Here is an 18,793-nt window from a genome sequence, read left to right as displayed (position 1 = left end):
TTGTGGATGCTTTCGGGGTGAGTTGACGGGCTGCCAGCGCCTTACCCGTTCCGCAGCGAGCAGTTGGCCCATAGGTCGACGGCCGAGACCAAACGGTCCGACGCCGCGTCGGAACTTCGTGAAGCATTCAACGCGCTGCACCCGGCGCTAGTGGTCTGACCCTGCGGAACATCTGGTCAGGCCGCCATCGTGAGCGGGCGTCCGCCCCAGCGGATGCCCTTCTCTCCTCGGATGCGGGCTCGCTCCTTGCGTTCGGCGGCCAGGACGTCGCGGTGGCGGGCGCTGGCATTGCGCCAGCCCCGGTAAGCGCGCAAGGCCCGGGTCTGCACGGTGCGGTCGGTATGGCTGGAGTTGGCGATCGTGGACTGCCTCAGAGGTCCGATGTGCGCCTCGATGGGGTTCGCCCACGAGGTGGGTCGGGTGAAGCACAACTCGACCTTGTTCTTCCCTGCCCAGCGGCGGATGTCTGCGCCCTTGTGGGCGGACAAGTCGTCCAGGATCACGTAGATCGAGGCACTGTCAGGCCGTGCGGCCCGGATCAGCGCAGCCATCGTGTTCCCGGCACCCTTCCTGCGCCGGTTGACACCCCACAGGCGGTCGTCGCCGACCGAGTAGCAGCCGTGGAAGTAGCGCACGCACCCTGGCTGCGGCGGTGAGCCTGGAAGTCAGATGACGGCGGATGGGAGCCAGCCCTGGGCATACCGGGGCTGGGATGACGGTGAGTCTTGAGAGGCTGTTGTCGTTCCGATCATGTCGGGTGGCACGCGAACGGATGTCTCAACCCGGAACCTGGGCGGGTGATCTTCGTGGGGGCTGTGCAAGGAAACAGGGCCTGGTAGCTAGGGGTATAAACCCGCTCCGAGTATCTGGAGGTCCTTTTGCCCTAGCCTGTCGCGCCCGTGCTGCCGGAGTCCAACTCTCGCGTGCCGCTGTGCGATTGTCTCGCACGCTGGTTCGGCAACGCAGGCGATCACCCTGGAGCTGAGCGCCGTTTACACCGCGGGCTTCACTCGTGCGGGCTAATATATGATCTTGCCCCGGTTTTGACCGTACGTGATGCCTAGCCTTGTCGTGACGGCGAGTGGCCACCGGTGAGTGCGTGCCGCCGCCGTAGAGCTCGGGGGTGCGGTGGAGGTTCGGGGTGTGCGTCACGCATACGGTCGCCGTGAGGTCTTGCGGGGCCTCGACCTTGATCTACGGCCTGGAATGCTGGCCGGGATTGTCGGCGAGAACGGTGCGGGCAAGTCGACGCTGTTGAAGATCTTGTCTGGTGAGCTGCGCCCGCTGGGTGGCACGGTCCGTCATGAGGGCCGTTTTGGCTACTGCCCGCAGGACGTGGTGGTCAACGAGGCGCTGACCGTGCGCCAGCATCTGGAGTTCTTCCGCGTCGCGCGTGGGCTGTCGGATCTGCGGCACGCAGGGCAGGTGATGGAGGTGCTGCGGTTGTCGGAGTACGTCGATGAGCGTGCCGGCCTGCTCAGCGGCGGAACCCGGCAGAAGCTGAACCTGACCCTGGCGCTGATGCATGACCCGCAGGTGCTGCTGCTGGACGAGCCTTACCAGGGTTTCGACTGGGAGACCTACCAGCGGTTCTGGGACTTGGCAGCCCGATTACGCGATACGGGCCGCTCAGTCCTTGTCGTCTCCCACCTGGCCTATGACGCTGAGCGCCTGGACGAGTTGTGGCGCCTTCAGGGCGGAGTGCTGCGCCCCGCTGAGGGGGCGCCGGCGTGAGGCGGCACCTGAACCTGTTCGTCACAGCAGTCCGCTTCGACCTGGTCGAACACGCCCGGAACAGGCTCGCCATGGTCCTGGTCTCCGTGTTCATCCCCTGCTGGATCAGCCTGGCGTACGCCGTCATCCCCAGCAGGCACCTGACCTTCCGCCTGCGGGCAGCCGGCCAGCTCCTGGCACCGGCCGGCAACCAGATCACGCAGATCACCGGCGCCATCAACGCCGTCACCCTCATCACCGGGTTCATGATGTTCGCCGTCACGTTCAACGGCGGGCGCTTCGACCGCCGCCTCGCCTTGGCCGGCTACCCCCGCATCCATCTCGTCCTGGCCAAGACCACCTCGCTCACCCTGGCCTCCGGCGCCATCGCCGCCTATGCCACCGCGGTGATCTGCACGGCCTGGAGCCCTCGCCAGCCACTGCTGCTCGCCGCTGCCTTGTTCTGCGGAGCGATGACCTACGGGGCGCTCGGCGTCGTCTTCGGCTCGCTGCTGCGCCGGGAGGTGGAGGGCATGTTCGCCCTGATCATGACCAGCCTCGTAGATGTCGGTCTTCAAAATCCGCTGGCCGGCGGCGGTGCCGGAAGCCAGGTCGTGCGGTTCCTGCCTACCTACGGCACCATGCAGGCCGCCTCAGCTGCGGGTTTCACCCGCGAGTGGCTGCCCGGTGATCTGGCCGTTCAGTTCTTGTGGTTCGCCGGCGCCGCGTTCCTGGGCCTGCTCGCCTTCCACCGCCGCACCAAGGACGCCTTGACCGCAAGACGATCCTTTTATATGCCGTGGCCGCCCAGGCGCCGGCAACATGCGCGCCCGGCCCGGGCCACGTCGACGCCCCGTTGAGCAACATCCTGGCGCGACGGCTCGCAGACCCCTTACGACAGACGGTTGCGTCCTCATCGCAGAGCGAAGCCCCGGCCCTGGAACCGAGCCGGTTGACTAGAAAGAGTTCACAGATGCTGGTAAGGCGATGGCTGGACGCGGCGGGTATCACCGATCCCGTCCTTCGGCACTGTTACACCGTGTGCTCGCGCGTGCTGGCCAATAACGACGGAGGGATCATCCGCTGGCAGATGTCGTGGCTGGCGTCGCGCGCCCTTCCCGCAGCGGCTCGGCCTCACATGATGGCATCAGACGCACACGCGTCTCGTGCCGACGCCTACGCGGATAGCGGCCCGGTCGAGGACCGTCAGCGCCGACTCGCCGCCTTCGCGGAGGCCACCATCGCGGCCTTCGCCGTCGGTAGCTCGCACGACCCTGTCCTGCATGCCCTCGTGCACACCTACCAGACCTTCGGCATGCCGCTGTCACGAATTCAGGACATGTTCACCGCGATGCAGCGCGATGTCGACTTCCGTGACTTCGCCACCTTCGAGGAATTGAGCCAGTGGGCTGAGCAATTGAACACCTTTGGCTGGGCCAGCCTGTTACGGACGACGACAGCCACCGAATTGGTGGAAGTGGAGCCACTGGTACGCCAGCTCTCCGTGCTCTGCCAGGTAACCGACGTGCTGTGTGACCTGTCAGAAGACCTTGACGACGGTCGTCTCTACCTGCCGCTGGAAGATCTCGACCGGTTTGAAGTAGCTCCTGCGGACCTCAAGGCCAAACAGTGGACACCCGCTATGTCCGACCTCATCGCGTTCGAGGCCGCGCGCGTCACTGACCGGCTGCCCGCCCTGGCCGCTGAACTGGAACACAGCCCCGTCAGCCCGTTCACCCACGCAGTGGGCGAGCATCTCCGGCTGCTCGTGGCCGCTGCGGTGGACGCAGGCCAGGACGTGCTACATCGGCCGGTCAAACCGCCTACGCGCCCCTTCCTCAACCTGTGGCGCCCCGTCATGCGCGCCGTCATCCCCTGCTGACCATCGAGAGGACTCGTCATGTCCGTAGCCGTGACCTCAGCCGACGGCACGCACATTCCGCTCTTGGAGGCCGAGTTGCTGCGCTGGGTGGGCAGCGGCGACAGCCTGCTGGAGCTGGCCTGCCTGGACGCTCTGTTCCCCCCGGGCAAGCTCCTGCGCCCCATCCTGTGCATGGAGTCGGCCAAAGCCGTCGGCGGCACCGCCGACCAGGTGCTGGCCTTCGCCGCCGGCATCGAATGCCTGCACGTCGCGAGCCTCATCCACGACGACATCGTCGATCAGGACCCGGTACGCCGCGGGCGGGCCTCCACCGCCCAGCAGTACGGTATCGCCGAGGCTCTGGTAGCAGGCGACGGACTGTCGATGGCCGGAATCGCGGCCCTGCTCAGTGGCGGCCCCGCCGAGCGCGTACTGCACGCCGCACGCGTCACCGTCGAGGCGCTGCGCCACATGTGCCAGGGCATCATGCGCGAAACCGAGATCCGCGGCGACCTGACCTGCGGGGTACCGACCGTCCTGAACGTCATGCAAGCCAAGACCTCCGCGCTGACCGGTGCCGCCTGCCAGGCCGGCGCCATCCTGGCCGGAGCAACCCCGGAGCAGGACCGGGCCCTCCGCACGTACGGAGAACACCTCGGCATGGCCTTCCAGATCCGTGACGACCTGCTCCCCTACACCGCCGAAGACCAGATCACCGGCAAGACAGCCATCAGCGACGTCGCCAACCTGCAGCCCACCCTGCCCGTCCTGCTCGCCTACGAAGTGGCCGACAAAGCCGACCGCGACCGCCTGACCACCGTATTCCACGGCGACCCCGACCCCGTCACCGCACACCGAGACATCCTCGCCGTGCTGACACGCACCGGCGCCCTCACCAAGGCGGCCCAGATGGCATCCTCCCGCGCCGAACAAGCCCACGTTGCACTCACCGGCCTGCCGGACGCCCTGCGCCTCGCCGAACTGGCCACCTCAGCAGCCGACCGTCAGCGCTGAGTACGGCCGGGGACTGGCGCGGTGGCTGATGCTCCGTTTCCAGCCCCCGCTCCTGGTCTGCACCGGGCTGGCCGCTCAGCCCTCACGTACAGGAGACCTGCGCTCATGAACACCTCCCGCAGCCTCAAGCGCTCCGCTCTGGCCGTGGCCGGGGCCGCCGGTGTCCTGGCGGTGGCGGTGACTGTCATCCCTCAGGAGGACACCTCGGCCGCTCAGAGTGTGAAATCCCCTCCGCTCCTGGCCGCCCTTACGCAAGCGGCATCGCTGCCGTTCGCCTGCAAGGAAGCGATCTTCAAGACCGGGGACCAGTTCGCCACCACCCGCTACGCCATCCCCGACGAGTTCTGGAACGCCGCCGTCGCCGCTCTGGGCAGTCTGACCGAGACCGAGCGGGCCGAACTCACCCAGCCGGCCTGTGCGGCGTGGAACAGCTGGGCCACCGCCAACAGCTCCGCCGTGACGGGTGAACTCGACAACCGCTACCGCAACGCCGCCCTGCCGGTGTGCAACAAGTTCACCGTCGCCACTGTGGGAACGGTCAAGAAGTTCTCTCCGAACACCCCCGCGGCGACCCGCGGCCTGGAAAAGGTGGTCAAGAAGGTGTGGATTGAGGCCATGACCAAGCTTTCCACTACGGCCTCCGACGCCACCTGCCGCACCTCCTACAGCACCGCCAAGACCGCCTGGTAGCCACCGCGCCCTGGCCCCTGGTTTTGCCGACGGGTCCGCCAACACTTGTCGCTCAGCGGCTGTTGTCGTTCCGATCTTAAGGGGCGTGCGTCGAACGGTCGTCTCGATCGGCTGTTCGGCACCGGCCGCGGGCATGAAGGGCCTCTTGGCAGCCCGGGGTTGCGGAGCCAACCGAGATCCAGGAGGCCCTGTTGCCGCAGTTGTACGGGTTCGCGCCGGTGGAGTTCAACTCGGCGTCTCCGTCGTGTGATTGTGTCGCCCACCGGTTCGGAAACGCAGCCGATCACCCGGAACGTGTTCGGCGGTATCCGTCGGACATGACGGACGCGGAGTGGGCCACGGTCCGGCCGCTGCTGCCGGTGCCGGCCTGGCTGCGCGGGCGGGGCGGGCAGCCAGAGGCGTACTGCCACCGCGTGATGCTGGACGCGATCCGCTACCTCGTGGACAACGGCATCAAGTGGCGCGGCATGCCGGTCGACTTCCCGCCGTGGGACCGGGTGTATGCGTTCTTCCGCCGCTGGCGCGACCATGGCCTGGTCAAGGAGTTCCACGACCGGCTGCGCGGGCAGGTCCGCGAAACGCTGGGCCGCGACGCGGCACCGACGGCCGGTGTGATCGACTCGCAGTCGGTCAAGGCGGACGCCGTCGTCGCCACGGACAGCCGCGGCTTCGACGGCGGCAAACTCATCAACGGCCGCAAGCGGCACGTCGTGGTCGACACCCTCGGTCTGCTGCTGGGCGTGATCGTTACCGCCGCGGACACCGGCGACCGCATCGCCGCCCAGGAACTGCTCGGGAAGGTCGCCGACATGCACCACCGGCTGGAACTGGTCTGGGCCGACGGCGGCTACACCGGCAGCCTCGTTGCCCACTGTCTCACCACGCTCGCGCTGGTCCTGGCGATCGTCAAACGCAGCGACGACATGCGCGGCTTTGTGGTGCTGCCCAAGCGGTGGATCGTCGAGCGGTTCTTCGCCCACCTGATGCGCACCCGCCGTCTGGTGCGCGACTTTGAACGCCGCACCGCCAGCGCCGAGGCGATGGTCTACTGGTCGATGACCCTGCTCATGACGCGCCGTCTTGCCCGGCCACACCTTGGGCGAGGGTGAACCGGCCCGGCTGCCGCTCGGCCAGCCAGCCCCGTGAGACCAGGCGTTTCGCCTTCGACCGCAGCGCCTCCACCTTGGCCGGCACCGCGTCCAGGCCGAAGATCACGGCCAACTCCTGGCAGGTCAGCGGGCCTTGATGGAGCCGGTGCCGGTCCGCGATCGCGGTGAGGATGCGCTGATAGTCGACCGACAGCACCGACCAGGCCAGCCCCTCACGCCACACCGGCACCTGCGACTTCGGTTTCGCCGCCTGCCCGGGCGCCGAGCGCGTGTCCGCGTCCTGTGAGCCATGGACGGCCTCTTGAACAGCGATGTTGCCGTTGTCCGGAGCCAGGACGGTGCCCACCCGCCTGCGGGCGATCGCCCACTCCTGCCATTCCTCCTCGGCCGCGGCCAGTTCAGCCTGGACACGATCAGCTTCCTCACGCAACCCGTCGACTCGACGGCGAGCGGCGAGTTCGTGCTGTTCCAGCAGCCCGACGACCGACGGCATCTGCAACCTCCCGGGGAGCGACGACACGACACGCGACCATTCCCACCGAATCACCCGCCCTACGCCTGACCAGTGAAAACGCCGCCCTCAGATTCGGAACGACAACAGCCACTGAGACCAGCCGCCAGCCTCGTACTAGGGCGCGTATCGAGTCGTGATCACCGGGTGGTTCTGGTGAGGTCTTTGATCCAGATCATCGAGGCGTGCAGGTGGAGACTGGCGAGGTAGCTGTCGGGAGGCTTGTCATATCGGGTATCTCACCGTCCCAGTTCCGGCCTCCTGATACGTCACGCTCTGGGGCAGGTGAGGCACGTGGAGCCGACGTGAGCCGACCGGTGCACTGATGTCCGGGCGGGGGCTCATGGGACATGACCCGGCACCCGGCTCAGGTTCCGGGGAGGATACGGCGCGTCTCGTAGGCCCACATCGCGATCTCGACCCGGTTGCGGGCGCCGAGTTTGGCCATCAGGCTCGCCAGATGCGTCTTCACCGTGCTGAGGCTGATGTGCAGTGCGTCGGCGATCTCGGTGTTGGTCAGCCCGCGGGCGACGGCCAGGAGCACCTCCTCCTCGCGGGCGGTGACGGGGGAAACCGGCTGGGCCGCGGGCCGGCCGGCGGGCAGGTCCGCGAACGCCTGGAGCAGACGGACGGTGACGCTGGGCGCGATGAGCGCCTCACCGTCGGACGCCGACCGTACGGCCTGCGCCAGAAGGTCCGGTCCCGTGTCCTTCAGGAGGAATCCGCGGGCGCCCGCACGCAGTGAGCCGTAGACGTACTCGTCGAGGTCGAACGTGGTGATGACGACCACGGCCAGCGGGTCGGCGACGCCCGGGCCGGCGACCAGCCGGGTGGCCTCGAGCCCGTCGAGTACGGGCATGCGGATGTCGAACAGGCAGACGTCGGGGCGCAGTTCGCGGGCCAGACGTACCGCTTCGTGTCCGTCGGCGGCCTCGCCGACCACCTCGATGCCGGGCTGGGCGTTCAGCATGATCCGCAACCCGGTGCGGATGATCGTCTGGTCGTCAGCGACGAGGACGCGAATGGACACCGCTCTCGCTCCTCGCTCTCGGCAGTTCGGCTTCGACATGCCAGCCCCGGTCGGTACCCGGGCCAGCCCGTAGTGTGCCGCCGAGCAGGGTCGCGCGCTCGCGCAGTCCGGTAAGCCCGTATCCGTCGCGGCCCCGGCCGGTGCGCCGGCCGTTGTCGCGCACGCTCACCCGTACCGTGTGCCGTTCCGCGGCGACCCGAACGACGAGCTCGGTCGCGTCGACCGCATGGCGCAGCGCGTTGGTCACCGACTCCTGCACGATCCGGTAGACGGCCGCGTCCACGGCCGGGGGCAGCGTGTCCAGTTCACCGTCGAGCCCCAGGTCGACCCTGAGGCGACCACCCGGGGTGCGCACCAGGCGCTCCAGATCCGCGACGCCGGCAGGCGGCGCCAGCTCGGCGCCGACCCCGCGGTCGCGCAGCGCGGCGACCATGGCGCGCATTTCCTCCAGCGTGCGCGCCCCTTCCTCCTCGACCCCCTCCAGCGCCTCGACGGCGGCGGACGGGTCGGCGCCCGCGAGCACCCGGCCCGCCTGGGCGATGATCACCATGGCCGACACGTGGTGGGCCACCGTGTCGTGCAGCTCCCGGGCGAGCTGCTCGCGCTCGCGGGAGCGCACCTGGTCCAACTGCCGCTCGCGAGCGGTCACCCAGAACCGCACGGCAGCCCCGACCACGCCGGGCAGCAGCAGGAAGACGAAGCCCACGACCTTTTCGACGACCGGGCTCTCGTACGTGACGACACACAGTGCGCCGACCGCGAGGATCACCGCGCCGCCCAGCACGATCTCGCGTCCCGATCCCCACCGGAGCAACGCGTACACCAGCACGAACACGACCGCGCCGGTGTCCAGGCCGACGGGCTCGCGCGGTGCGGCGACGAGCCAGGCCACCTGGAGCAGCATCACCGAGCCGAACGCCAGCGTGACCATCGCCAGCGGGCGGGTCCGGCGCCACAGGGGCAGCAGGCACAGCCATACGGCGAACACCACCGCCACCGGCCGCCACACGACGTTCTCACGCAGGGTGGCCTCCAGCGCCACACCGGCAAGGCCCGCGGCGAGCAGCGCCCAGTCCCGCCGCACCCGGGCGGGCGCGTTGGGCGGCCGGGGTTCGGTCCACAGGGTTCGCAGGTCGTCTCGCAGCACGGTTCTCAGCGTAGGGACCGCGCCGTGCCGCGCATCGGCCGAAAGGACGGGGCTTCACTCCGACTTGGGGCCGACGGATCCGCGGCCGGCCAGGCGATGCCGCGGAGCGCCGTGGCGACGAGCCTTACGCATCGGCGGCCGTACAAGGACGGCCGAAGAGGTGGTTGGAGGACCCGATGCTCTCGAAAGCCCTGTTGCGCCTGGGCGGGGGCGCCGCCCGCCATCCCTGGCGGGTGATCGCGGCATGGCTGGTCGCCGCCACGCTCGCCGTCCTCGCCGCCGTCGCCTTCGGCGGGCGGAATGCGGATTCGATGACCGCTCCGGGACTGGACTCCCAGCGGGCCGCGGAACTGATCGAGCGGGCCGGCACCGGCCAGGAGGGGATGACCGCCCAAGTGGTCGTCACCCCCCTCGACGGCGCTGCGACGTTCTTCGACCACGACAGCGCGCGCACCGCTCTCACGCGGCTGCAGACCGAGGTGCAGCGGCTGCCGCACGTGCTCGGCACGAGCGACCCTGCGGGGGCACTCGACGCAGGCGGCGACACCGCCGTGCGCGGCGGCCTCGCCTCGGCCGACGGGCGGATCGCGGTCGTCCGGGTGCAGTACCCCGACCAGAGCCGACTGTCGACCGAAGACCTCGACGCCCTCGTCGATCTCGGCGACCGGCTGCGCGCCGAACTGCCCCTGCGCATCGAGATGGGCGGGAACCTCTTCTACGCCTTCTCCGACCCCGACGGCGGCGCGAGCGAGTTGATCGGCCTCCTCGCCGCGGCCGCGATCCTGTTCCTGGCGTTCGGTTCGCTCGTCGCCGCCGCGCTGCCGATCGGCATGGCGGTCTTCGCACTGACCGTCGGGGTCGCCACGATGACGGTACTGGCGGGGGTCACGGACGTCCCCACCTTCGCGCCGGTCCTGGGCAGCATGGTCGGGCTCGGAGTGGGCATCGACTACGCGCTGTTCGTGCTCGCCAGGCACCGGGAGTACCTCGCGCGCGGGCTCGACCCCCACGAGGCGGCCGGACGAGCGGTGGCCACGGCGGGGCGGCCGGTGGTCTTCGCCGGCGGCACCGTCGTCGTATCGATCCTCGGCCTGGCGGTCGCGAACGTACCGTTCATGACGGTGGGCGGGCTCGCCGTCTCGATCGTCGTCCTGACGATGGTGCTCGCGTCGGTGACGCTGCTGCCGGCCTTCCTCGGCGCCGCCGGCCCACGCCTGGCCCGGGCGGGCCGGGTCGGCCGGGCTCTGCGGACCGGGAAGTTGGGCCGACTCGCTCGGCGGCGGGACCTGGCAGCAGACGCCGCCCACGCCGCCGGGTGGCGGCGCTGGATCGGGCACGTCAGCCGGCACCCGGTGCCGTACGCGGTCGGCGCGGCGGGGCTGCTGCTGACCGCGACGCTGCCCGTGCTCGGCCTGCGCGTCGGCCTGCCCGGCGACGGCTCACTGCCCCAGAGCCGAACCGAGCGCCGGGCCTACGACCTCGTCGCCGAGGGGTTCGGCCCGGGCACCAACGGTCCCCTCGTCATCGCCGCGGACCCCACCGGTGATCCGGGAGTGCTGGACCGACTCGTCGGGGCGGTCGCGGCGGATCCGGGCATCGCATCCGTCGCGCCGACGCACATCGATCGGGCCACCGGCATCGCGACCCTCGTGGTGTTCCCGGCCACCAGCCCTCAGGACAAGGCCACCGCCGACACCATCGCCCGGCTGCGCACCGACGTGCTGCCCACGGCGATCGGGCACGGCCCGGCCAGGGCCCACGTCGGCGGCGCCGCCGCGAGCCTGTCCGATGTGGGCAGGCGCACCAGCCAGCGCCTGCCGGTGTTCGTCGCCGCCGTGCTGGCGATGTCGTTCCTGCTGCTGATGCTGGTCTTCCGCTCGATGCTGGTACCGCTCAAGGCGGTACTGCTGAATCTGCTGAGCATCGGCGCGGCCTACGGCATCATGGTCGCGGTCTTCCAATGGGGCTGGGGAGGCGCACTCATCGGGCTGGAAGCGACGGTTCCGATCGTGTCGTTCATCCCGATGTTCCTCTTCGCCATCCTGTTCGGCCTGTCGATGGACTACGAGGTGTTCCTCCTCTCCCGCGTACGCGAGGAGTACCTGCGCACCGGCGACAACGGCACGGCGATCGTTGAGGGCGTCTCGGGCACCGCCCGGATCATCACCTCGGCCGCCCTCATCATGGTGGCGGTCTTCCTGTCCTTCGCCGTCGCCGAGGACCCCTCCACCAAAATGTTCGGGCTCGGCCTGGCCACCGCGATCTTCATCGACGCCACGGTCGTACGCATGGTGCTGGTACCGGCGACCATGACACTCCTCGGCCGGACCAACTGGTGGCTGCCGAAGTGGCTGGACCGGACGCTTCCCCGCGGCCCGGTCGGCACCGACGACACCGACACGGAATCCACGGGTGAGGCCCCGCGTCCACGACTGGTCGACCGTTGACTCAACTCCTGCCCGCCCTTGACCTCCGGCACCTCAGCGCGTCACCTCGGGGCATATCGAGTCGTGATCACCGGGTGATCCTGGTGAGGTCCTTGATCCAGATCATCGAGGCGCGCAGGTGAAGACCGGCGAGGCAGCTGTCGGGACTCTTGTCGTATCGGGTGGCGATGCCTCGCCATGATCTGAGCTTGTTGATCAGGCGTTCGACGGTGTTCCGCTCCTTGCAGAGATCGGCGTCGTGGCTGACGGGTCGGCCACCTCTGGAACCCTTCTTCTTCCGGTTGGCGGCCTGGTCCTTCTTCTCCGGGATGACCGCCTTGATACGGCGTTTGCGCAGGTGGGCGCGGTTTCCGCGGGACGACTACGCCTTGTCCCCGGCGACCGCGTCCGGCCGGATGCGGGGTCGGCCGACGGGCCCGCGCACCCGTACCTTCTTCAGGACGGGAATGAACTGCGGGCTGTCCGCTGCCTGGCCTGTGGTCAGGATGAACGCCAGCGGGCGGCACTTGCGGTCGGCGGCGACGTGGACCCTGCTGGACTGCCCGCCCGCCTCTGTGCAACGTCCGAGGAGGGCGGCCATCAGCCGGAGTTTCCGCCCACGCCGGATGCATCGTCGTTCTTCCAACGCGGGATCAATTTCGGCCTCTTGCCCGTTTCGCTCTTCGAGGCCGCCCCCTTTGACCTGGCCTTCTCCTCCTCGGCCGCGGCTTTCTGCTAACCAGCCGGTGACATTCACTCAGACGGACAACTGACAACCCGCAAACACGGTCAGAGGCATCCTTGCGAAATCCATTGGTGCCCGGCTTGCTCCGCTGATGGAGTGGCGTCCTACCGTGAGTCTGCCGCGTGACGGAGGTAGTGGTTGTGACTGGTTATGGCGTGCTTGCCGAGGTGTACGAATGGCTCATCTCGGATGCAAAGTTGCCTCCGGCCGAGTTTGCTGCGTCGTTCGACGACGTCCTCGATCTCCTGCCGTCGAAGGCTCATGTCCTGGACTGTTCGTGTGGAACCGGACAGTTGGCGGTTGGCCTCGCCGGTCGTGGCATGCAGGTTGTCGCAACTGACGCCAGCGAGGCGATGGTTCGCCGGACTGCAGAGTTGTCTGAGGAGTTCGGGGCATCCGTCCGGGCCGTACGGGCGAGCTGGGAGGAGTTGCCCGGTCATTTCCAGGACAACACGTTCGACATGGTGTTCTGCGTTGGCAACTCGCTTCACCATGCCGCGGGCGCGACAGGGAGGGGTGCTGCTCTGGAGTCGATGTCACGGCTTCTGCGCCCCGGCGGGCGCTTGGTACTCACGTCCCGCACTTGGGAAGTCGTGAGGGCCAGAGGTTCCCGGCTGGAGATCGGTGACCGACTCGTCCGCCGGAACGGTCGCGATGCTGTCGTGGTCTACCGCTGGGAGATTGCGGCGCATTGGGAGGAGGAGCACCATGTCGAGATTGCGATTGCGCAGGTTGATGCGACCGGGTTGGTTCTTGTCCGCTCGGAAGTGCTGTCCTGCTGGCCCTACCGGTACGAGGAACTCGAAGTCGAGCTGCGCCGGGTCGGACTCCAGACGGAACTGAGCACGTTCGATCTTGAGGCCGAGAACTACATGGTGGTCGCGAGCAGGGCATAAACACCGGACTCTCAGTCCCTGGCCGGACCGGGCGGTTGCTCGCAGGACGCTTGCGCCCTCTCATCGGTGCGGGTTCAAGTGACCGACGCAACGCCTCGGACGAGGAGTGCTCGTCGATCAGACGGCGGTAGATCCGGGGTGACGGTGTGGCGCTGTTTCCTGGTCGCGTCCAGATCAATGAGCAGGATCTCGGCGATCAGCAGCGTGAACGGATCCAGCTTCGACGGCCGCACCGAAGCGGTTGTCGTGCGTGGCCGCGGCCAAGCCGAGGTCAGGGCCTTGTTGACCGTGCTCCAGGTGACGCCGTACGTGCACTGCAACGCCCGGTTCGACATGCCATCGCGGGAGTCGCGCCGCAGCGCGGCGTACAACTCGACCTCCGACTGGCCAGGCGGCATCGGGGGTGCTCCTTTACTGAGCACATCCAGCTTGACACGCAACCCCGATGGTGACGTCAGAATTCGCGAACATCCTTCTGGGCCATCATCTGGTGCCGTCAGCTTTCACGAACAACTGACGTCACCAACTACCGCCAGAACCATCCTGCCGTTCCTTCTGAACAGCCAGGCTGGCGAAGGCTTGTTACAACCTTCTGAGCAGTTCTCTTCGCTCTCGGCGTCGGTACTGCTCGAAAACCATCCGCCACCAGGCGACTTCGGAGGGATCAAGCGAGGTCCCACAATACGTATTGACCAGAGATACGACTTGAGTAAGCAGGCCCACATCCAGGACCTCTTCGTGGCATCCATCAATGAAAACCTTGAAGACCTCATCAAGGGTAACCGCGTGATACCCACGAGTACCCGCGAGGAAGGAACACTGAACCCTGTCCAACCTCCCGCGTCGGCCGGGCAGTTGGCCTCACGGACGGGTGAAGCCCCTGGTAGATGGGTTTTCGACCAAGAGAACCGTCTCCAACGATCACGAGCGGCCCGTTCCAGCACGCACCTCCGGCGACCAGCTCATGCGACTATCAGCCCTACGAACGAGCCTGTGAAGGAGTCGCGAGGTGGGTCACGAGTCATCGCACTACCGAGAGCTCTACCGGCAGTCACTCTTCTACCGGCCCGGAAGCACGCTGCTGACCACGATCCGCGCGTACACGGGCGGGCCCACACCGGCCCGCCCCGACGACCCGGCTGTCCGTTTCCATCCCGAAGGAGTCGCGTACCACCAGGCATTCGGATACGTCCCCGTGATCAAACTGGGCTGGCCGGCGGTCCGAGCGGTCGCTGTTCTCCCCGGACCGGTCCCGGACCGACAGGCCCTGTGCGTGTACCGGATCAACGAACCACCACAGCCCGACGTCCCGGCCGACGAAATGTTCACTGGCACTGGCCGGGGCCTCGGAGCCCACTTCCAGACGCTGTTCGGCACGAGACTCGTGGTGCATCTGCACCACGTACGGGGCCCGTCACTGAAGAAACTCGCCCGGTGCCTACCCGCCTGGACAGACGGCCGCATCACCCTCACCACCGAACGCCCGGCCTGAAGCAGGCCGCCCACCAGGGGCTCTGTGGGCACATCGACTGGAGCACGCGGGCCCGCCAGGGACTGAAAGACGTTCGTTTGACAGACCCTGTCCACGCAACGAGGGTCCATGACCAACGCACCCCTGGGACCAGGGGCTTCACCCCGATCCCGAAGCGGTGGACGGTCGAGCGAACCTACGGCTGGCTGATGCTCCACCGCGGGCCCGCGACTACGAGATCCTCCCGGCCCGCTCCGAAGCCATGATCCACCTCGCCATGACCGACCTCATGGCCCGCCGACTCACCGGCGAGACCACTGAGCTCTTCCATCCTCAGTCTGAGCTCGCCAGATGGAGGGTGAGGACAGCATGGACGAGGCTCGTGATCCGGGTCGTCGAGCAGCGGAGCTTGCGGAGGAGCCGCCAGGACTTGAGGGTGGCGATGGCCTGCTCGACCAGTGCCCGGACCTTCGCATGGGACCGGTTGACGGCATGCTGACCCGTGGAGAGGCAGTCCCATTGACCGCGTAAGGGAGACGGACCGTGCCACCTGCGCCCTGGTAGCCCTTGTCCGCCCAGCAGGTGATGCCGGCCTTTGCGAGGGCGTCGATGATGCCGTGCTCGCGTGCGGCCCGGACGTCATGGACGGCACCGGCCAAGGCCGGTGAAGCCCACAGGAGACGACCCTTCGGGTCGGCTATGACCTGCACATTCATGCCGTGCTTCTTGTGTTTGCCCGAGTAGAAGGGACGGTCGGCGGCGATCCGGTGGATCGGCAGAAGCGTCCCGTCCAGGGTCAGATACGCCTTCATCGACGCGGCCCGCACGGCGTCGGCGAGCGTGGAGGCCAGGGCGGCCAGGAGCTCGACGGCCTCGTTGACGTACCGGTAGAGGTGGTGGTGCCGTCCCCGAAACCGGCCGCGAGCTGGGCATAAGGCTGGCCGTTGCGGCCATACACCGACGCTGCGCCACTCGTGCGTCCGCCCGGATGCGGGACTTCGGCTTCCTCTCGGGCGAGCGTCTGCTGGTGAACTTCGGGGTCACGGCGGGTCTCGATACCCTCAGCATCACCTGGACGGCTGAGGCTCGGACACTCCTGATGGATGCAGATGCGCCAGGTCATCCGTTCCCGCACTCCTGTGCGGCCTTTATGCTGCCACCCGCTTGCTTGATCTCATCGAGGGTCGTCCGTGTTCCGGGACGGCTCATGATTTCATCAACAGTCTCCTTATCCGCCTCAAAGAGTCCCCAAGGGAGCCTTTCCCAGGGCGTCCCAGACCGGTCATAGAACATGAAGCTGCTGCTCGGCACGCTCGTTGTGACTGAGATGTTGGGGATCTTGGTGGGGACAAAAGCCAGCTCGGTGCAGGGCGGAAGCGAGGAGGTGATGATCTTTTGCCTGCCGTCGGGCGTGCGGAATGGGAGGGCCCAGAGAGAAACAGCATCGAATGACCTGTTCACCACATGCACAGCCCCTCCCCCGTATCTGCGGGGATCGCTCCAAACGGTCACGAGCGAAGCCTGCGCACGGAGCTCATTCTCGCGTCCGTCTTGGATGGCCTGCCAGGCTGCGTAGGAGGCGACGCCGCTGACCGCCAAGCCGAAGGCTGCTGCGATCGCGGAGATGAACGTGCCCCAAGATGTCAGCCATTCATGACTGCCGCGGTTCCCACGCCTGGGCGGTTCCGCCTTGGAACGGATGCTGCGTAGTGCTGGATTTCGCCGCCTCGCGAGTCGTGCGCGGATGACGCGGACCGAGGCTCCCTCCTGGCGGGACATCAGCTTGCTCTCCCGACCAGATTCAGCGTGCCACCAGGCAGCAGCTCATTAAGGCCTGCATAGGACCGGCTGAAGTCGTGCCGACGTACCTGGCAGCACCGGGCATCGCTCTCCCCCACGAGAGGTACAACGACGCCGATCAGCAAGTGTCACTGGATGCAGAAAGCCGCTCTCCAGTCCTGGCCGCTGCTGCCCGTGGCGTCAGTCCAGAGCAGTCGATTCTTCCCGATGGCCGAGCCCGTGCGCTCACTCAGTCGTGCTGCTGCCCGAGGATGGCGGCGAGTTGGGCACGCTGCGACACCCTGTCCCGGCTCGCCGCCGCCCTCGGCATCACCGCCCCGCACGGCACCGTGGAAGGCCACCGCTTGCCACGAAGCCGCCGGCACCGAGCCATGCGACGGGTGCAGCCTCGCCGACGCCCGTGACCAGGCCCGCACACGAGCCCGGCACCGCAGGTCCGTCAGCTCCCTGCCGCGCGCGCTGCGCCGCCAGGCCACCGTACGCAGGAGGAGGGCGACACGATGATCGAGCGCATACCGCTCGCCCTCACCGGCTACCTCGACACCGCGGCCGAGCCCGGCGACGCCGCCGGCACCGCCTCCTGGCGGCTGATCTCCTCCCCCGCCGACTGCGAGGCGCAGGAGGAGGTCATCCCCTGCACCACCAGCCAGCCGGACCTCGCGTACACGCTGCTCACCGAGTGCAAGCCCAGCGACCTGCTGCGCGTCACCGGCCACCTCCCCCTCCCCGACACCGCCGACGGCCGCATCCGGCTGGACGTCGACACCGTCGAAGTCCTGTGGGCGGCGCCGCCGGAGGAGGAGTCCACAGACGCTCCGGTCGACGACCACAGCGACCGTGACCGGACGATCCAGGCCCTGGCAGAAGCCCTCGCGAGCCTCGCCTACGAGCCCGCCACGGCCGAGCAGCCGGACATCCGGTCCCCGACAACCCGCCCACACCGGTCCTGGCCGGCATGCGCCTCGAAGCCGCCGACGACAACACCCTGACCCTGGCCGGGTTCGACGACCTCCGGGCCGACCAGCTCGCCGGCGCTCTGGAGGCTTTGGAGTGGGCCGCGCACTGGATCAACCAAACCGATCCCAGAAGCCTGGGCCAGCTCCTGGGATCGGTGCTCGGCAACCCGATGGTGAACAACTCGTACCGGGCAGGTGCCACCCGCCGAGCGCTGGAATGGCTGGGCTCGTACGGCACCCATCCCGATGCCTCCAACGTCCTGCCCGTTCTGCTCGACCGGCTCGAACTCGCTCCCGAGGACGGCGAGACCGTGGCCGCCCACGCCGCGGCGTGGTTGGCGGCAGTCGACGGCGAGAGTTGGGGCCGGCTGACAGTCGAGAAAGCGCTGTGCCGGTACCGGGAACGGAAGGCCGCACCGGCCCCGCCGCTGTTGTAGTACCACGGAACCATGGCCCACTCTGGATCTTGGACGATTGAGCCGGAACACCACCGCAGACACTTCGCGCTGTCAAGGACAAGGCATCAAGTCGATGTCCGGTAGCTGGCAGGCCGACTGCCAGACACCTACGACCGTTGCGTGACGCCTGCCGCTGGCGGCAGGCCCGTACCCGGCAGCGGTCCGAGCAGTACACCGCCGACTTCGCCCGCTCCACCACCGGCCGCACACCGGGCACTCCGCCCGCTTGCCCCGCTGCATCGCAATCACCCGCTGTCGGGTCCGTTGCAGGCTCCGCCACTGCAGTGACCTGCACCGACCCGAGCAGAACAGTGCCTGCGCTGCCATCGACACCGGCAGCGGATCACCGCGCTCCCCGCAGTACCTCCGAGCGGTCCCGTCAGCCGCCACGAGCCAGATCATCCAGCCGTACACACCTCACGGCCAGCGTTCAAGAACACTCACCTAGCTTGTCGTTCAACCCCGTCAGGGGGTGACGTGGTCGCCCCAGCCGAAAGTGGCGACGTAGGCCCGTCGAAGGGCTACTCCGCCGTGTCCGCCCCTGATGCGGATGACGGTCAGCGCGAGGCTGAACCAAGCGGTGAAGCACTCCGCGACGATCAAAGTCCAGCGAGGGCCGGAAAAACGGGCAATGACGACCAAGGCAATGATCGTGACGACCAGTCCGATGTGGCCGCCTCTGATATCCGTGCTGGACCTGCTGCCGCCTGTCATCAGGGTCTCCCGCCAAAAAATCACGCCGCTCTGCGTCAAAGCAGGCTACGGGGCTCCGCCAACGGTGTCAGTGTCGCTCCCACGGCGGGGCTTGGTGCCGACCTTATGGTGGGCGGGACGGTCGTATGCCTCGCCGGTCGCGAGGACGCGGCCCACGTCGTGACGGGTGGCTGGAGTGAGCTGAACCGGATTTTGTAGCGGCCCTGAAGCCAGGCATGATCGCCTCGGCAGATGGGAGAACACAGGTCCGAT

Annotated in this window: 17 protein-coding genes and 4 pseudogenes; 12 read left to right on the top strand and 9 right to left on the bottom strand. The window is 67.9% G+C overall.

Annotated elements, in window-relative coordinates:
• Positions 1-176 precede the first annotated feature (176 nt).
• Positions 177-638, bottom strand: a pseudogene (locus tag L0P92_RS25385) (IS630 family transposase); the annotation flags it as partial.
• A gap of 490 nt (positions 639-1,128) precedes the next feature.
• Between L0P92_RS25385 and L0P92_RS25380 the strand changes: the two are divergent.
• The 6 genes from L0P92_RS25380 to L0P92_RS25355 all read left to right on the top strand — a co-directional run bounded on the left by L0P92_RS25380 (position 1,129) and on the right by L0P92_RS25355 (position 6,387).
• Positions 1,129-1,734: an ABC transporter ATP-binding protein gene (locus L0P92_RS25380; RefSeq protein WP_234765318.1), complete on the top strand. Its 606-nt coding sequence runs from the start codon at positions 1,129-1,131 to the stop codon at positions 1,732-1,734.
• The gene (locus L0P92_RS25375) at positions 1,731-2,573 is read left to right on the top strand and encodes an ABC transporter permease (protein WP_234765302.1); all 843 of its coding nucleotides are present in this window, start codon (positions 1,731-1,733) and stop codon (positions 2,571-2,573) included. Before L0P92_RS25380 ends, L0P92_RS25375 begins: the two co-directional genes overlap by 4 nt.
• Positions 2,574-2,686: 113 nt before the next feature.
• Complete coding sequence (locus L0P92_RS25370) at positions 2,687-3,595, top strand: phytoene/squalene synthase family protein (protein WP_234765301.1); 909 nt, start codon at positions 2,687-2,689, stop codon at positions 3,593-3,595.
• Positions 3,596-3,613: 18 nt separating this feature from the next.
• Positions 3,614-4,588 carry a polyprenyl synthetase family protein gene (locus tag L0P92_RS25365; RefSeq protein WP_234765300.1) on the top strand — a complete coding sequence of 325 codons (975 nt, stop codon included), beginning with the start codon at positions 3,614-3,616 and terminating at the stop codon, positions 4,586-4,588.
• 105 nt (positions 4,589-4,693) lie between these two features.
• A complete protein-coding gene (locus L0P92_RS25360; protein ID WP_234765299.1) occupies positions 4,694-5,278 on the top strand; it encodes a hypothetical protein in 585 nt (194 codons plus the stop codon).
• Between the two features lie 317 nt (positions 5,279-5,595).
• Positions 5,596-6,387 carry an IS5 family transposase gene (locus L0P92_RS25355; RefSeq protein ID WP_234765298.1) on the top strand — a complete coding sequence of 264 codons (792 nt, stop codon included), beginning with the start codon at positions 5,596-5,598 and terminating at the stop codon, positions 6,385-6,387.
• On the opposite strand, the gene L0P92_RS25350 is transcribed toward L0P92_RS25355, so the two are convergent.
• The 3 genes from L0P92_RS25350 to L0P92_RS25340 form a co-directional block, all read right to left on the bottom strand.
• Complete coding sequence (locus tag L0P92_RS25350) at positions 6,344-6,880, bottom strand: hypothetical protein (protein WP_234765297.1); 537 nt, start codon at positions 6,878-6,880, stop codon at positions 6,344-6,346. The genes L0P92_RS25355 and L0P92_RS25350 overlap by 44 nt on opposite strands.
• Before the next feature lie 385 nt (positions 6,881-7,265).
• The gene (locus L0P92_RS25345) at positions 7,266-7,928 is read right to left on the bottom strand and encodes a response regulator (protein WP_234765296.1); all 663 of its coding nucleotides are present in this window, start codon (positions 7,926-7,928) and stop codon (positions 7,266-7,268) included.
• Positions 7,903-9,075, bottom strand: a complete 1,173-nt coding sequence (locus L0P92_RS25340; protein WP_234765295.1) for a sensor histidine kinase — start codon at positions 9,073-9,075, stop codon at positions 7,903-7,905. The genes L0P92_RS25345 and L0P92_RS25340 overlap by 26 nt, the downstream gene beginning before the upstream one ends.
• Positions 9,076-9,251: 176 nt before the next feature.
• Here L0P92_RS25340 and L0P92_RS25335 point away from each other — a divergent pair, with 176 nt between their 5' ends.
• Positions 9,252-11,522, top strand: coding sequence for an MMPL family transporter (locus tag L0P92_RS25335; RefSeq protein WP_234765294.1), 2,271 nt, complete (start codon positions 9,252-9,254; stop codon positions 11,520-11,522).
• Between the two features lie 67 nt (positions 11,523-11,589).
• Here the strand turns inward: L0P92_RS25335 and L0P92_RS25330 are convergent.
• Positions 11,590-12,236, bottom strand: a pseudogene (locus L0P92_RS25330) (IS5 family transposase); the annotation flags it as partial.
• 150 nt (positions 12,237-12,386) lie between these two features.
• Here L0P92_RS25330 and L0P92_RS25325 point away from each other — a divergent pair.
• Positions 12,387-13,142, top strand: coding sequence for a class I SAM-dependent methyltransferase (locus L0P92_RS25325; protein WP_234765317.1), 756 nt, complete (start codon positions 12,387-12,389; stop codon positions 13,140-13,142).
• Positions 13,143-13,216: 74 nt separating this feature from the next.
• On the opposite strand, the gene L0P92_RS25320 is transcribed toward L0P92_RS25325, so the two are convergent.
• Positions 13,217-13,540 (bottom strand): hypothetical protein, encoded by a 324-nt coding sequence (locus L0P92_RS25320; RefSeq protein WP_234765293.1) that lies wholly within the window; start codon positions 13,538-13,540, stop codon positions 13,217-13,219.
• A gap of 611 nt (positions 13,541-14,151) precedes the next feature.
• Between L0P92_RS25320 and L0P92_RS25315 the strand changes: the two genes are divergently transcribed.
• Together L0P92_RS25315 and L0P92_RS25310 are read left to right on the top strand one after the other, a co-directional pair.
• A complete protein-coding gene (locus tag L0P92_RS25315) occupies positions 14,152-14,634 on the top strand; it encodes a hypothetical protein (protein WP_234765292.1) in 483 nt (160 codons plus the stop codon).
• 116 nt (positions 14,635-14,750) lie between these two features.
• Positions 14,751-14,932, top strand: a pseudogene (locus tag L0P92_RS25310) (IS5 family transposase); the annotation flags it as partial.
• Between the two features lie 14 nt (positions 14,933-14,946).
• Here the strand turns inward: L0P92_RS25310 and L0P92_RS25305 are convergent.
• A pseudogene (locus tag L0P92_RS25305) lies at positions 14,947-15,425 on the bottom strand (transposase family protein).
• A gap of 307 nt (positions 15,426-15,732) precedes the next feature.
• On the bottom strand, positions 15,733-16,125 hold the full coding sequence (locus tag L0P92_RS25300; protein ID WP_234765291.1) for a hypothetical protein: 393 nt from the start codon (positions 16,123-16,125) through the stop codon (positions 15,733-15,735).
• Between the two features lie 788 nt (positions 16,126-16,913).
• On the opposite strand from L0P92_RS25300, the gene L0P92_RS25295 reads away from it, so the two are divergent.
• Positions 16,914-17,402 (top strand): hypothetical protein, encoded by a 489-nt coding sequence (locus L0P92_RS25295; protein WP_234765290.1) that lies wholly within the window; start codon positions 16,914-16,916, stop codon positions 17,400-17,402.
• Positions 17,369-17,806: a hypothetical protein gene (locus L0P92_RS25290; protein ID WP_234765289.1), complete on the top strand. Its 438-nt coding sequence runs from the start codon at positions 17,369-17,371 to the stop codon at positions 17,804-17,806. The genes L0P92_RS25295 and L0P92_RS25290 overlap by 34 nt, the downstream gene beginning before the upstream one ends.
• 486 nt (positions 17,807-18,292) lie before the next feature.
• On the opposite strand, the gene L0P92_RS25285 is transcribed toward L0P92_RS25290, so the two are convergent.
• The gene (locus L0P92_RS25285; protein WP_234765288.1) at positions 18,293-18,541 is read right to left on the bottom strand and encodes a hypothetical protein; all 249 of its coding nucleotides are present in this window, start codon (positions 18,539-18,541) and stop codon (positions 18,293-18,295) included.
• Positions 18,542-18,793: the final 252 nt, after the last annotated feature.

It is taken from the genome of Streptomyces muensis, assembly GCF_021474425.1.
GTDB lineage: Bacteria > Actinomycetota > Actinomycetes > Streptomycetales > Streptomycetaceae > Streptomyces > Streptomyces muensis.
Note: the sequence above shows the minus strand (reverse complement) of the source record. Positions and strands in the feature narration are given on the sequence as shown.

What these genes read in the sequence shown, in the direction of transcription:
- L0P92_RS25285 (WP_234765288.1), bottom strand. Translation starts at nt 18,541, where the DNA reads ATGACAGGCGGCAGCAGGTCCAGCACGGATATCAGAGGCGGCCACATC.
- L0P92_RS25295 (WP_234765290.1), top strand. Translation starts at nt 16,914, where the DNA reads ATGATCGAGCGCATACCGCTCGCCCTCACCGGCTACCTCGACACCGCG.
- L0P92_RS25360 (WP_234765299.1), top strand. Translation starts at nt 4,694, where the DNA reads ATGAACACCTCCCGCAGCCTCAAGCGCTCCGCTCTGGCCGTGGCCGGG.
- L0P92_RS25335 (WP_234765294.1), top strand. Translation starts at nt 9,252, where the DNA reads ATGCTCTCGAAAGCCCTGTTGCGCCTGGGCGGGGGCGCCGCCCGCCAT.
- L0P92_RS25320 (WP_234765293.1), bottom strand. Translation starts at nt 13,540, where the DNA reads ATGCCGCCTGGCCAGTCGGAGGTCGAGTTGTACGCCGCGCTGCGGCGC.
- L0P92_RS25370 (WP_234765301.1), top strand. Translation starts at nt 2,687, where the DNA reads ATGCTGGTAAGGCGATGGCTGGACGCGGCGGGTATCACCGATCCCGTC.
- L0P92_RS25290 (WP_234765289.1), top strand. Translation starts at nt 17,369, where the DNA reads ATGCGCCTCGAAGCCGCCGACGACAACACCCTGACCCTGGCCGGGTTC.
- L0P92_RS25355 (WP_234765298.1), top strand. Translation starts at nt 5,596, where the DNA reads ATGACGGACGCGGAGTGGGCCACGGTCCGGCCGCTGCTGCCGGTGCCG.
- L0P92_RS25350 (WP_234765297.1), bottom strand. Translation starts at nt 6,880, where the DNA reads ATGCCGTCGGTCGTCGGGCTGCTGGAACAGCACGAACTCGCCGCTCGC.
- L0P92_RS25365 (WP_234765300.1), top strand. Translation starts at nt 3,614, where the DNA reads ATGTCCGTAGCCGTGACCTCAGCCGACGGCACGCACATTCCGCTCTTG.